Below are 14,709 nucleotides of genomic sequence, written 5' to 3' on the forward strand. Positions count from 1 at the left end.
ATCCATCAAGGATAAAATTCATGGATTCCTACAACAAACAACAACCACAAACAGAGATTGGTAAAAAATTAGTGGATATTGATGCCAATATTGTGAGCAGAAATAATGTGAGTAAACTTTCGGTTTGTATTCCTACTTTAGCAGTTGCGATCGCCAGCACATTAACTTTGGTTTCAAACTGTGCTTTAGCTCAAATTGTTCAGGAAAATAGATTACCTAATCATTCTGGCATTACTACACAAAATCATATTTCTATTGCAGGCAACAATAGAACCGGAGACAACCTTTCCTATAATTCTGGGGTTGTTTCCCTACCTCAAGGAATTACGGGTGAATTTAACAATACTGTAGAGGCGAAAAATATTGTGAGCCGCGCTATTGGGAATTTTGTTAATACATCAGTAGATAATTCTCTAGGAAATCACAATACATCAAGTGGTGATTTAAGAGAACAAGCTAACCATCAATTAAACGTAAAATATCCTATAAAAGTAGCTGGCTGCGTTATGACTCCTCAAGGTACAATATGTGATTAAAATGTTAACTTAAACTATAGCGGTTCTCGGTCTAGTGAAGTACAATTTTAACCTCTCTCCAAACCTCTCTCCTAAAAGGAGAGAGGCTTTGAATTGTTCCCCCTTCCCGCTTCGGGAAGGGGGTTAGGGGGTTAGGTCTATTTGCATACCTGTACCTCACTAGATTGAAAATGGCTATAAATGGGCATTTAGTAATAAAATCTTGTAGTGGCGTGGCAAGGCTAAAATGTAGCATTATTTCTTTCTTGTGGGATGGGCATCTTGCCCGTCCGGTGCAGGCAAGATGCCTACACCACAATATTTATTTTTATTGCACTACTTTATTATTGGGGAGTAGGGGAGAAAAACTGATGACTTAATTACTAGATTAAGTAAATTTCTCTAAAATTATATATTAAATTTTAACAGAAATGAGTTAATTACTTAGTTTATGAAAAAATAAGCTGAGTAAGCTAGTATCCATCAAGGATAAAATTCATGGATTCTCACAACAAACAACAACCACAAACAGAGATTGGTAACGAATTAGTTGATGGCGTAAAAAATATTGATGCCAATATTGTGAGCAGAAATAATGTGAGTAAACTTTCGGTTTGTATTCCTACTTTAGCAGTGGCGATCGCCAGCACCTTAACTTTGGTTTCAAACTGTGCTTTAGCTCAAGTTGTTCAGGAAAATACATTATCTAATCATTCTGGCATTACTACACAAAATCATATTTCTCTTGAAGGCAACAATAGAACCGGAGAGAAACTTTCCTATGGTTCTGGGGTTGTTTCCCTACCTCAAGGAATTACGGGTGAATTTAACAATACTGTAGATGCGAAAAATATTCTCAGCCGCGCTATTGGGAATTTTGTTAATACATCAGTAGATAATTCTCTCGGAAATCACAATACATCAAGTGGTGATTTAAGAGAACAAGCTAACCATCAATTAAACGGAAAATATCCTATAAAAGTAGCTGGCTGTCTTCCAACTCCGCAAGGTTTGGTATGTGATTAAAATGTTAACTTAAACTAAATGGGCGGTTAGAAACCGCTTCTACACAAGCAAAACCTGCCTCCGCAGGTTTCACAACCTTGATTTTTAGTTAGTCCGCGTAGGCGGAGGCGCGTTTGTATAGCCGCTCATTACATTCGCTCAGGGTTACGTTGACGTAGACAATAAGTTTGTCTATTCAAATTATAAATAAACGCCTATGCTTCTACATCCTTGTCCAAACTCTTGATTTTTCATTTTTATAGATAATTACTTCTAATTAGTAAATTTTTGTATCAGTTCGCATAATTTTGACAATACTACCTGATGATTTAACATAACGTGAGTTCAACAAGCTTTGTTTTGACCTCACCCCCAACCCCTCTCCTACGAGGAGAGAGGAGTAAGACGGTGTTTTTTTCGTTTCTCCTCCTTCTCCTGACGGAGACGCTACGCGAACGCCTTTTAGGAGAGGGAGGTTGGGAGAGGTTCATCGAACTCACGTTAACATAGGTAATCAAAAAATTAGCTAACTCAACTACTAGCTTTTTAAGGATACACAAGTCATGGATTCTCAAGCACAACAACAGCAGCAAACAGAAGTTACTAATGAATTAGTAGATAGCATTGAAAATCTCTATGATAATTTTCTTAGTGAAGATGGTTCTTTAGTAAATAGTGTTCAAGAAGAACAAGCCTCCACAAGTAATGAGCCAGAACAAGAGCAAGTCAACCAAGAAACACAAGAAGGTTCTCCTGTAAAAGCAGCCGAGTTTGGCTGTGTTGAAACTCCTCAAGGCCGGATATGTGATTAATGAATAAGGTACTTATTGATGAATATAAGTATTAAAATCAACATCAATAGCAAATCAATTTTAAGAATGACGTTACTATACGTCATCGATTATAAGTAAACAACAGCCTAATAAGCTGTTTTGAGGCTTAATAAATCAGCAATCATATAAAAAGCTTAATATACCGTAGGGATATATTTTTATATTCTTACGGTATATTTTTTATATATAAACATATAATTAAATTTGCGAGATATTGCGGTGACAAAATATTGAGGGCTATGTAAATTAATTTACATTAATTTAATATTTTCAGCCTTGAACAGGTGGTAGTGATTAAAGGATGTAATAGCTCAGATGAGTAATATTTGGGTCTGGATGCCAAGTGCAGGGGTGGCGATCGCCAGCACATTAACTTTTGTGACAAATTGTGCTGTTGCCCAAGTTGTCAAAGATAATACATTACCTAATAATTCTCAAATTAGTACACAGAGTAATATTATTACTATCGAAGGTGGAACTAGAGCCGGAGATAATCTTTTCCACAGTTTTGAGCAGTTTTCTGTACCACAAGGAATTACAGCCGAGTTTAAAAATGCTATAGATGTCAAAAATGTTATTGGCCGAGTGACGGGTAATTCTATTTCTCAGATTGATGGCATTTTGAAAAATCAATATAATGCCAATCTTTTTTTGATTAATCCTAATGGTATTATTTTCGGTTCTAATGCTTCTTTGAATATTGGCGGATCATTTTTAGCGACTACGGCGGATAGCTTAAATTTTGCTGATGGGAAAAATTTTAGTGCTAAGAATGCTTCCAGCACATCATCTCTTTTATCAATTAGTGTACCCATTGGGTTACAATTCGGTGCAAATCCGGCCCCTATTCGTAATCAATCTCAAGCTAGCCCTAATGGTGCTAGAAATAGTCTTCTTGGGTCAGTCGGTCTACAAGTACAGCCAGGTAAAACTTTAGCTTTGGTTGATGGGGGACTAATTATAGAAGGAGGAAATCTTACCGCTCCTTTGGGGCGCATTGAACTAGGAAGCGTAGGCGGTAATAGTTCTGTTAGTCTAAATCCGGTCACTCAAGGCTGGAGTTTGGGATATGAGGGTGTGCAAAACTTTCAGGACATTCAATTAATAACGCGAACTAATGATGGTTTTGTATTTCCATCTCAGGTAGATGTTGGTGGTAATGGAGGCGGGAATATTCAAGTCCAAGGGAGAACTGTAGAACTGAATGGCCGTAATGTACGCTTATCAACTCAAACGCTCGGTTTAAATAATGCGGGAGACATCACTATTAACGCTAATAAACTAATTGTTAGCAATGGAGCGCAAATAAGAACTGTTACTTTTGGGGAAGGCGCAAGTGGCAATTTGGCTGTAAATGCTTCTGAATCTGTAGAGGTAATTGGTGGCTTTCTTGTACCAAATTCAAAAATTGTTGAAACAAGTGCATTGACAACTTCAACTGCTTCTGCTGGTAAAGCGGGCGATATAAGAATTAATACTAAAAGATTAATAGTTCAAGATGGAGGAGAGATAACTACAAGTTCTGGTGGGTCTTTGAATTTCAATCCTAGAAAAATAATATTAGCTACAGGCTCAGGCGGAGATTTAATAGTCAATGCTAGTGATTCTGTAGAAATAAGTGGCAGAGCAAGAAATGTTCTTAGTCAATTATCAGCTTATACAAATAGTTACGGAGACGCTGGTAAGTTGACAATCAACACAGGAAAATTGACGGTAAAAGATTTAGGTCAAATAGCTGTGGGTAGCACAGTTTTAAGATTTGGTGGACTAATAGGTGATAGCAGTAGTTTAGGATCTGCTGGTGAACTTAACATCTCTGCTCGTTTTATAGTTTTGGAAACCCAAGGGAAACTTTTATCTAGTAGTGAATTAGGTCAAGGCGGTAATATTAACATACAGGTGCAAGACTATTTACTGATGAGCGGTAAGAGCCAAATCTCTACCAGTGCGGGTATAACATCAGGGCGAGGTGATGGAGGTAATATACGCATCAATGCACCTAATGGCTTTATTATTGCTCCGCCTAATCAAAATAGTGATATCACCGCCAACGCATTTTCTGGTACTGGTGGCAAAATTTTTATTAATGCGAGTAGTGTGATTGGGTTCGCTCCTCGTACTCGTGATGATTTAATAAAATTATTAGAAACTAACAATCCTGAGCAACTCAACCCAAATAGATTTCCTAGTAATGACATTACCGCCTTTTCCCAGGAAAACCCCTCATTTGATGGAATGGTAAGAATCAACACGCCAGAAACTGACCCCAGTCAAGGATTAATCGAATTACCTAAAAACGTGATTGATACTTCTACTCAAATGGCTACTAGTTGCAGTTTTACCGCCAACTCGAAAAAAAGTTCCTTTGTGTACACAGGACGAGGCGGAATTGCATCTAGTCCTACTGACCCGCTAATGAGTGATGCAGTATTAGCAGATTGGATTGTACTACCCACAGATAAGGGAAGCACTACGGGAGTTGGAGACCAAAACACACAACAAGTTAATTCTAGCGATCGCCTACCCCCCACCGTCAATGATACCCCAGAAATTATCGAAGCCCAAGGTTGGCAAAAAGATGGCAATGGCAACATAGTTTTAGTAGCCCAAACACCCACCATCACCCCCCACAAACCAATGCTTAATTCGTCAGCTTGTGCTTTGGTGGGGACAGTGAACAGTGAACAGTTATCAGTGAACAGTAAACAGTTATCAGTGAACAGTAAACAGTGGAAATAACCTGATAACTGATAACTGATAACTGATAACTGATTAATTCGTCTCCTGAATTTGCAGCCTAACGGTATGTTCAGTTGCGCCAGTGAGTTGTATTTCCATCACTTCGCTACCTAGAGGTTCAATACAACTCAGGAGCGATCGCAAATTAGGAGTACTTGCGCCAGTATCCACATATAATCTATCCGCTAAATTACTGATGCGTTTCCAAGTCATGTATAATTTAGCAATTGTTTGTTCTATCTGGGATGCTTGATTTACCAAATCAGCAGCCACGCTTAAACAGCCGACTCTCTGGGCTTCTTCTAGGGCTGTTTCGATATCTACATCTTCTTTCGTCAACGCTTGGACTTGGGCGGCAGATTTGAGATATTTGGCTAGTTGTCGCGCTTCTGTGGTAGCTTGTTTGAGGGTATCCACATCAGGATTAGCGGCTATTTCTTTCTGGATGAATTTTTGGTGTGATTCTGGTAACTTCTCCATTTCCTTCACCAAAGGAGCAATGTAACGCGGGGGAAGGGAATTTTCGGCGGCTTTGACCTTGACTGGTTCTGGTAACAATTCTGACGACATTGCCGTCCATTCGTCAGTGAGTTGACGGACTTCCCGCCTAGTGATGCGATCGCCTTTACTAGCCGCTTCACTCACCATTTGCTGCACTTCTGGCGAGGCTTTGGAGGTTTCCACAAAAGCGCGTTTACTAAAATTATTGACTGCGCTTGGTTCAAGTTTGCCCTCTTGTAATAGGGTATCAGCACTATTTGCCAGTTGAATCCAGGCGTAGGCTTGACTCTTACTAATTTCCCGTTCCTTGAGCCAGTTGAGAAAGCCAGTACCGCGTCCATCACCGCCTTTCTTTTCTCTGTCGCGGATAGCCCTTAAGATACGCCCCCGCCAGATTTCCGTTTGCAAGTCAAAGCGATCGCATACCTGCCATGCTACATCCAACTGCTGTTGGAAATCTGACTCTGGAATTTGTTCATCTTCAGGATCTGGCAGTTCAAAGGTGAGATCCGCAGGCTGTTGTAAAGCCGCAGCAAGGTCGTTGATGTTGTCCGTTGATTGCACAGTTGGTAACTTATTACTCTTAGGAGTCGGCTTATTATTACACAATCTGGGGACATTGGCTATATTGAGAATTTTAGTCAACAGTCAATAGTCATCGGTCATTTGTATTTTTATATTTTGCACCACTTGCTGATTGCCAACATAACATTTTGTAGTGGCGTGGCAAGGCTAAAATAGTGCATTAGCCAACAATCTATCATCTTACTCATCTGCGTTCATCTGCGTTCATCTGCGTTCAATTTTTTTCAAATCTAATGCCACATTTGAGTCTAGACACGCCAGTAGTGGACTGGCAAGGCTAAAATGTTGCATTATTCCTTTCTTGTAGGATGGGCATCTTGCCCGTCCGGTGCGGACAAGATGCCCACACCACAAGATTTATTTTCATTGCACTATTTTAGCCTTGCCACGCCACTATTGCCAAAATGGAACGCAGATGGACGCAGCGAAAAGTTCTGTAGCAGGGTTAGCTCGACCTAGTAAACTTTTCAAGACAGATAAACGCAGATAATTAGGTTGCTCAAGGAGTTTTCCCAAAAATGTATTTAAGAATACGGTTTTTTTGATGATAATCAGTTTTGCAGATACCAATCACGGAGCGATCGCAAAACTTTTCAGTCTACTGAATATATTAACTTTTGGTGGACATTAACACAGATAACACCCAGCGCCGCCAGAGAACGCTGGAATTAGATATCATAGGTTTTGGACGAGACACAATTTAGCAACAACTCGATCTAGGATCATCTAAATAAAGCTGAAAATAAATTTTTGGCTGGGTGATGGGACAGTATAGAAGTAACATCTAATGCCCAAAGCCCAATCTACACTGTTAACTGATTAGGTATCAAGCTATGGAACTCACACTGGAAAACGTGGAAACAGTTTTGGATGAAATGCGTCCTTACCTGATGTCTGATGGCGGTAACGTGGAAGTTGTAGAACTCGATGGCCCTATTGTTAAGTTACGTTTACAAGGTGCTTGTGGTTCTTGTCCTAGTTCTACCATGACCCTGAGAATGGGTATTGAGCGCCGTCTGCGGGAAATGATTCCGGAAATCGCTGAAGTTGAACAGGTACTATAGGGACTGGGGGCTGGGGACTGGGGACTGGGGACTAGGGACTGGGAATTGGGAAACAGACAAGACAAATAAATCAGACCAAGCAGAAGCAGCAATAGCTATGATGGCAGTTGAGGTAACTTTGGAAACTAAAGCATTTCACTGCTTCCCCCCATACCCAATCCCCAATACCCAATCCCCAATACCCAATACCCCATCCCTAATACCCCATCCCTATGACTCATCCTCTTTACGTTGCTTTTATTTGGCATCAACACCAACCGTTGTATAAATCTCCAGACCACGGTATTTCTGGAGTCTCTGGTCAGCAATATCGTTTGCCTTGGGTACGGTTACACGGTACGAAGGATTATTTAGATTTGGTGTTGATTTTGGAGAAGTATCCGAAATTACACCAGACGGTGAATTTAGTTCCTTCGTTAATTCTGCAACTAGAAGATTATATTGCGGGTACGGCTTTTGACCCTTATCTGACGGCTAGTTTGACACCTACTGAGCAACTGACTCAGGTACAAAGAGAGTTTATCATTCAGCATTTTTTTGATGCTAACCACCACACTTTGATTGACCCTCATCCCCGGTATGCTCAGTTGTATCATCAAAGGCAGGAGAAGGGACAAGCTTGGTGTTTGGAGAATTGGCAATTAAATGATTACGGTGATTTGCTGGCTTGGCATAATTTGGCCTGGATAGACCCTCTGTTTTGGGATGACCCAGAAATCGATGCTTGGTTAAAGCAGGGGCGTAACTTTACATTAAGCGATCGCCAGCGCATCTATTCCAAACAACGCGACATTCTCAGCCGCATTATCCCCCAACACCGGAAAATGCAGGCATCGGGACAATTGGAAGTCACCACTACACCCTACACTCACCCAATTTTACCTCTGTTGGCTGATACCAATTCCGGGCGGGTAGCAGTACCAAATATGACATTGCCTCATGCCCGGTTCCAGTGGGCGGAAGATATTCCCCGCCATTTAAGCAAAGCTTGGGAATTATATATAGATAGATTTGGACAGGAACCGAGGGGTTTATGGCCTTCGGAACAATCTGTTAGTCCAGAAATATTACCATATATTATAAAACAAGGTTATCAGTGGATTTGCTCAGATGAAGCTGTTCTGGGCTGGACATTAAAACACTTCTTTCATCGGGATGGTGCAGGGAATGTACAACAGCCAGAACTGTTGTATCGACCTTATCGGCTGACAACTCCAGCCGGAGATTTAGCGATCGTTTTCCGTGATCATAGATTATCAGACTTGATTGGCTTTACCTACGGGGCAATGCCAGCGAAACAAGCAGCCGCCGACCTGGTGGGACATTTGCAGGCGATCGCCAAAACACAGAGAGAACGCCCCAGTGAGCAGCCTTGGTTAGTTACCATCGCTTTGGATGGCGAAAACTGCTGGGAATATTACCCCGAAGATGGCAAACTCTTCTTAGAAGCTTTATACCAACGTTTAAGCAACGAACCCCATATTCAACTCGTTACCGTCTCCGAATTTCTCGAAAAATTCCCAGCCACAGCCACTATCCCTGGAGAAAACCTCCATAGCGGTTCTTGGGTTGATGGTAGCTTTACCACCTGGATAGGTGATCCTGCTAAAAATCGCGCTTGGGATTACCTCACCGCAGCGAGAATCACGCTAGCAAACCATCCAGAAGCCACAGAAGAAAGTAATCCCGAAGCTTGGGAGGCTTTGTATGCTGCGGAGGGATCGGACTGGTTTTGGTGGTTTGGGGAAGGACATTCTTCAAATCACGATGCCATTTTTGACCAGTTGTTTCGAGAACATTTGTGTGGCATATATAAGGCTTTGAATGAACCTATTCCCGCATATCTCAAGCATCCAGTAGAGGTTCATGCAGCCAAAACAGATCATTCTCCCCAAGGCTTTATACATCCTGTAATTGATGGGAGTGGTGACGAACAAGACTGGGACAAAGCCGGACGGCTGGAAATTGGTGGGGCGCGGGGAACAATGCACAATAGTAGTGTGGTTCAGCGCCTATGGTATGGGGTAGATCACCTAAATTTCTACATACGGGTAGATTTTAAAAGCGGGGTGACACCAGGAGGAGATTTGCCTCCTGAGTTAAACTTGCTGTGGTTCTATCCTGACAGGACAATGCACAATAGCCCAATTCCTCTGGCTGATGTGCCGGATACGGCTCCACTTAATTATCTATACCATCATCATCTAGAAATTAACTTGCTCACCCAATCAGTTCAGTTTAGGGAAGCAGCAGAACATTATCAATGGCATCCTCGTGTAAGCCGCGCACAAGTGGCTTTAGACAGATGTTTGGAACTAGCGATTCCTTGGGCAGATTTACAAGTTCCACCTGATTATCCTCTGCGGTTGGTTTTAGTGCTGGCTGATGAAGGACGATTTAGTAAGTATTTGCCAGAGGATGCTTTGATTCCGATTGAAGTTCCTTGATAGGTGGTTTTCAGGACTTACGCACCAATGTTATTTGTTAAGACTGGGTGTAAGGGTGTAAGGGTGTAAGGGTGTAGGTTTTGAAGGCTTACACCCCTATACCCCTCTCTTACAAAGTTCTGATCGCCGGAAGCCGGCGCTCAGACTTTGCGCTATACCCCTATACCCTTGTCCAAACCCTTGATTTTTCGTTTTCATGCGTAAGTCCTAGTTTTTTAAAGGCAGAGGAGGGTGTTTCCTACCTCCTGCCTCTTAGCTGCTGCGATAAAATGGTAATGATTTGGTAAAGTTGCCGTAATGCTACTGGCATAGATGAAATTTTGTGGTTAGATTATTAACATCTAAAGTAGCTAGCGTTGGGCTATGAATCGCTTTTCGGGAAACATTACAAATTTACATGAGTACAATTGGCAGCAGAGTCATCTGGTGCAAATCTGTGGTTCTAAACACCTATTTCGCGATCGCTATCAGGTATTGCGAATATTAGGGAGGGGTGGTTTTGGGATCACCTTTCTAGCTCAAGATGCTGTGTTACCCGGAAATCCTTTATGTGTGATTAAACAGCTTTGTCCTAAAGCCACTAGTGCTAAAAGTTGGCAAAACGCCTGTCAGCGCTTTGAAAAGGAAGCCAAAACTTTAGCTAAACTCGGTAGTCACTCGCAAATTCCCATGCTGCTTAATTATTATCAAGGCGATGGGGAGCTTTATTTAGTCCAAGAATATGTGCATGGTTGTACTTTGGCGCGAGAAGTAAAACAAGGTGGGACAAAAACCGAAGCTGAGGTTAAGCAATTTTTGCAGGAATTACTCCCAATTTTGCAATATCTTTATCAAAATCATGTAATTCATCGAGATATTAAACCGCAAAATTTGGTGCGCTGTGCGGATGATGGACGGATGGTGTTGATAGATTTTGGTGCTGTTAAAGAACAATTGGCTGATGCGTATATAAATTCAGCAGTTCCATATCAGACGAATTTTGTAGGGACAATGGGATTTGCACCACCAGAACAGTTGTCTTTACGTCCAGTTTATGCTAGTGATATCTACGCTTTGGGTATAACTTGTATTTATCTGTTAACTGGTATATCACCTTTGGAACTGGAAAATGACAGCGAAACCGGGGAGATATATTGGCGTAACTACGTAAATGTCAGTGATAGTTTTGCCAAGGTTATCAACAAGATGGTAAAGTTTTCTTTAAATGAGCGTTACCAAAAGCCACAAGATGTTATCAGAGCTTTAAATGCAGAAGCTGACTTACCCAACTTGAGTGATTGTTTAACTAGCAAACCATTGAGTCATAGGTATCAGAAAAAAGTAGAAACTGCTGAGACTTATGTCCCTTCTGTGGCTAAAACTGCGATCGCTATTCGTGAATGGAAAGCTAGACTTCAGCAAAGACAGTCAAAATATTCTCACTAACAAAGTAATATAAAGTTCGTAGTGGGGACTTTAGTCCTCAAGAAAGGACTAAAGTCCTGACTACAAACCTTGATTTATTTAAACTTCTGCTGTAAATAAGCCACTAGCTGTTCCCCTGCACTGTCGATGTGTTGTTTAAGTAAGGGAACAGCTATTTTACTATCTCGCTTTCGACAAGCATCTAAAAGTTGATAGTGTTCTTTTTGAGAACGTTCTTGATAGTCCATTTGCGCCATTTGTACACGGACATAGCGATCGCAATTTATCTGTAATGTCTTAATCATCCCTAACAGTCGCGGACGTTCAGCCGTGGCGTAAAGAGTGGCGTGAAATTCCCAGTTTAATTTGGCTAACTCACCAGCATCGGTGGTTTGGTTGCTGGCTTCCAATATTACCGCCGCTTTTTCTATATCTATTTCCCTAATTTTGGGCATTGCTAATTCTATCGCTGTCACTTCCAAAGCACTGCGAATTTCACAAATTTCTTGCAATTCTGCCGCCGTTAGCACGGAAACCATCGCCCCACGATGCAGATGCAGCGTCACTAAGCCTTCCGCCTCTAACTGTCGCAATGCTTCACGCACAGGAATGCGGCTGACACCAAATTGTGTGGCAATTTCATCTTGTCTGAGAGATTGTCCTTCCGCAAAAATGCCGCGTAGAATCGCTTCCCGCAAAGCATCAGCAATTAAATCTGGGGTGCTGCGTTGTTGTTGCAGGTTAGCGGCTAGTTCGGTTAAATTCATAATTTATATTGTATACAATTTATGTTATTGTATACAATATCCAAAGTAAATCCCTTAAACCGATGGGAGACAGTTATGAGTATGGAATCCACAGCAGATAGAATTATCATCTTCGACACCACCTTAAGAGACGGCGAACAGTCTCCAGGTGCAACCCTGAATGTAGAAGAAAAGCTAGCGATCGCTCATCAACTGGCTCTCCTTGGTGTAGATGTGATAGAAGCGGGTTTTGCTGTGGCTAGTCCAGGGGATTTTCAAGCCGTGAAAACCATTGCTGAACAAGTGGGAACCCCTGATGGCCCGGTGATTTGTAGTTTAGCCAGAGCGACGCGCCAGGATATTCAAGTCGCCGCCGAAGCTTTGAAAGGTGCAGCACATCCACGTATCCACACGATGATTTCCACCTCGGATATTCACTTGCAATATCAGTTGAAAAAAACTCGCAGCGAAGTATTGGCGATCACCTCAGAGATGGTAGCCTATGCTAAATCATTTGTGGATGATGTAGAATTTTCGCCAATGGATGCAAGCCGTACCGAGCCTGAGTTTTTGTATCAAGTGTTGGAAGCGGCGATCGCCTCCGGTGCAACCACAATTAACATTCCCGATACCGTTGGCTACTGCACACCCAAAGAAATGGGTAATTTAATTCAAGGAATTCGGCAAAACGTCCCCAATATTGAGCGAGTCATTCTCTCAATTCACACCCAGAATGATTTGGGTTTAGCAACAGCCAATGCTTTGGCAGCAATTGAAAACGGTGTACGTCAGGTAGAATGTACAATTAATGGGATTGGCGAACGAGCAGGAAATGCAGCCTTAGAAGAAATTGTCATGGCTTTACAGGTTCGCAAACATTACTTCAATCCCTATTTTGGGCGTACAGTTGATAGCGATGCACCCTTAACCAATATCAAAACCCAGGAGATTTACAAAACTTCCTCCTTGGTTTCCCAATTAACAGGAATGCTGATTCAACCTAATAAAGCGATCGTTGGGGCTAACGCTTTCGCCCATGAATCGGGGATTCATCAAGATGGTGTGATTAAGCATCGCCAGACTTACGAAATTATGGAAGCCGCATCTATCGGTTTGCCAGAAAACAAGATAGTATTAGGTAAGCATTCTGGTAGAAACGCTTTTCGGACTCGGTTGCAAGAATTAGGCTTTGAATTGAGTGAGGCAGAATTAAATAAAGCCTTCAATCGGTTTAAAGAAGTCGCCGATAAGAAAAAAGAAATGTCTGATTGGGATTTAGAGGCGATCGTTAGAGATGAAACCCAGATGCAAGTAGACAGTGGTTATCAGATAGAACAAGTCCAAGTCATCTGCGGTGACTGCACTTGTCCCACTGCAACTATCACCATTGTCACTCCTGACGGGAAAATTATGACCGATGCTAGTGTCGGTACAGGCCCGGTAGATGCTGTGTATCAAGCAATTAACCGCTTAGTGCAGATTCCTAATCAATTGATTGAGTTCTCTGTACAGTCGGTGACGGGTGGAATTGATGCACTAGGAACGGTGACAATTCGCTTGGAGTATCAAGGACAGATATTCTCTGGACAAGCATCTGATACTGATATTGTGGTGGCAGCAGCTTATGCTTATATCAATGCTGTTAATCGTCTTTATCGGTATTTGGAAGCTCAAAAGTCAGTTTTGTTGACTGTTGACGGGTAAATATTCATTGTCTATAGGACTTACGCAAGTGTTATAGTCAAAGTAACTCAGGACTTACGCAAGTGTCACAATTGGTGGTAGGTGCGTGACGCTACAAGTCTCATGACTAGGTTCAAATATTATCGCTCCTCACACACCCTACAGAAAAAATATGCCAGTTGCGTAAGTCCTATAACTGTAGGGTGCGTCAGCCCCAATAATTTCGTATAAATTAACGTGAGTTCGATGAACCTCTCCCTCCCAACCTCCCTCTCCTAAAAGATGAGGGAGGAGAAACGAAAAAATCACCATCTCAGGACTTACGCACCAATGTTATCTGTTAAGACTGGGTGTAAGGGTGTAGGTTTTGAAGGCTTACCCCCCTACACCCCTCTCTTACAAAGTTCTGATCGCCGGAAGCCGGCGCTCAGACTTTGCGCTATACCCCTATACCCTTGTCAAAACCCTTGATTTTTCGTTTTCATGCGTAAGTCCTACATCTTACTCCCCTCTCCTCGAAGGAGAGGGGTTGGGGGTGAGGTCAAAATAAGTCCTGGTCTATAACGTTACTAACTGTTCATGGTTATTTATCGGCTTTATCGGCGGTAAATTACCTATGACTTTAGACTTTTGCAAGAAGTCTATTGATGAAAATCACATATATAGCAGTCGCCACATAGGTTAGGACATAGATGAATCATCAAATCTTTACTGCAAGAGCTTTCTGAACCTGTCCCCTGTAACCTATCACCTGTCCCCTGCTATATTATCTAAACGTTCACACTCATATCTGCCTTTAATTTCTTGATTAAAAAATTTACCAACGGAGTCTGCTGATTGTAAATCTTCCCAAGTTTCAGCTTCTACTCCTGAATATTGATAAACTGCACCATTGTAAAATTCTACCTGCAAAACTTGCTCCTCACTATCGTAGCCAACAGCCGTCGCCATTGATGAGTTCACTGGTAACATGGCAATTGCTTCTTCTTCAGGCGGAAGTGCATTAGCTTCAGCAACAATTTCGTTCAGTTCTTGCAAACCTTCATAAGCTTGTATTGGTGCAGGAATTTCTAAAAACTCAAATTCATCGCCTGTGTCGAGCAACAATTGCAAATATCCATCAGAGTGAGAGATAGCTACTAAATTGCTCAAGTCTATCTTCGATAGCTTCATGAATTTGCTCTCCT

Annotated in this window: 11 protein-coding genes; 8 read left to right on the top strand and 3 right to left on the bottom strand. The window is 41.8% G+C overall.

The window, feature by feature from the left end; genetic code table 11:
- The first annotated feature begins 20 nt into the window (after positions 1 to 20).
- The 4 genes from H6G83_RS21045 (at position 21) to H6G83_RS21060 (ending at position 5,092) form a co-directional block, all read left to right on the top strand.
- Positions 21 to 536 carry a hypothetical protein gene (locus tag H6G83_RS21045; RefSeq protein ID WP_190475904.1) on the top strand — a complete coding sequence of 172 codons (516 nt, stop codon included), beginning with the start codon at positions 21 to 23 and terminating at the stop codon, positions 534 to 536.
- A gap of 477 nt (positions 537 to 1,013) precedes the next feature.
- Positions 1,014 to 1,541: a hypothetical protein gene (locus H6G83_RS21050; RefSeq protein WP_190475906.1), complete on the top strand. Its 528-nt coding sequence runs from the start codon at positions 1,014 to 1,016 to the stop codon at positions 1,539 to 1,541.
- 542 nt (positions 1,542 to 2,083) lie between these two features.
- Complete coding sequence (locus tag H6G83_RS21055) at positions 2,084 to 2,332, top strand: hypothetical protein (RefSeq protein ID WP_190475909.1); 249 nt, start codon at positions 2,084 to 2,086, stop codon at positions 2,330 to 2,332.
- 336 nt (positions 2,333 to 2,668) lie between these two features.
- A complete protein-coding gene (locus tag H6G83_RS21060; protein WP_190475911.1) occupies positions 2,669 to 5,092 on the top strand; it encodes a two-partner secretion domain-containing protein in 2,424 nt (807 codons plus the stop codon).
- A gap of 33 nt (positions 5,093 to 5,125) precedes the next feature.
- Here the strand turns inward: H6G83_RS21060 and H6G83_RS21065 are convergent, their stop codons facing one another.
- Entirely contained in the window at positions 5,126 to 6,157 is a 1,032-nt protein-coding gene (locus H6G83_RS21065) for a hypothetical protein (protein WP_190475958.1), read from the bottom strand.
- Between the two features lie 854 nt (positions 6,158 to 7,011).
- Between H6G83_RS21065 and H6G83_RS21070 the strand changes: the two genes are divergently transcribed.
- The 3 genes from H6G83_RS21070 (at position 7,012) to H6G83_RS21080 (ending at position 11,114) form a co-directional block, all read left to right on the top strand.
- Positions 7,012 to 7,242 carry a NifU family protein gene (locus H6G83_RS21070; RefSeq protein WP_190475913.1) on the top strand — a complete coding sequence of 77 codons (231 nt, stop codon included), beginning with the start codon at positions 7,012 to 7,014 and terminating at the stop codon, positions 7,240 to 7,242.
- A gap of 212 nt (positions 7,243 to 7,454) precedes the next feature.
- On the top strand, positions 7,455 to 9,689 hold the full coding sequence (locus H6G83_RS21075; RefSeq protein ID WP_190475915.1) for a glycoside hydrolase: 2,235 nt from the start codon (positions 7,455 to 7,457) through the stop codon (positions 9,687 to 9,689).
- Positions 9,690 to 10,052: 363 nt separating this feature from the next.
- Complete coding sequence (locus H6G83_RS21080; protein ID WP_190475916.1) at positions 10,053 to 11,114, top strand: serine/threonine-protein kinase; 1,062 nt, start codon at positions 10,053 to 10,055, stop codon at positions 11,112 to 11,114.
- A 74-nt stretch (positions 11,115 to 11,188) separates the two neighbouring features.
- On the opposite strand, the gene H6G83_RS21085 is transcribed toward H6G83_RS21080, so the two are convergent.
- Entirely contained in the window at positions 11,189 to 11,860 is a 672-nt protein-coding gene (locus tag H6G83_RS21085; protein ID WP_190475918.1) for a GntR family transcriptional regulator, read from the bottom strand.
- A gap of 75 nt (positions 11,861 to 11,935) precedes the next feature.
- On the opposite strand from H6G83_RS21085, the gene H6G83_RS21090 reads away from it, so the two are divergent.
- A complete protein-coding gene (locus H6G83_RS21090; RefSeq protein WP_190475920.1) occupies positions 11,936 to 13,543 on the top strand; it encodes a 2-isopropylmalate synthase in 1,608 nt (535 codons plus the stop codon).
- Positions 13,544 to 14,269: 726 nt separating this feature from the next.
- Here the strand turns inward: H6G83_RS21090 and H6G83_RS21095 are convergent.
- Positions 14,270 to 14,695, bottom strand: a complete 426-nt coding sequence (locus tag H6G83_RS21095) for a KTSC domain-containing protein (protein ID WP_190475922.1) — start codon at positions 14,693 to 14,695, stop codon at positions 14,270 to 14,272.
- Between the last annotated feature and the right edge of the window lie 14 nt (positions 14,696 to 14,709).

It is taken from the genome of Anabaena azotica FACHB-119 (assembly GCF_014697625.1).
Lineage (GTDB): Bacteria > Cyanobacteriota > Cyanobacteriia > Cyanobacteriales > Nostocaceae > Trichormus > Trichormus azoticus_A.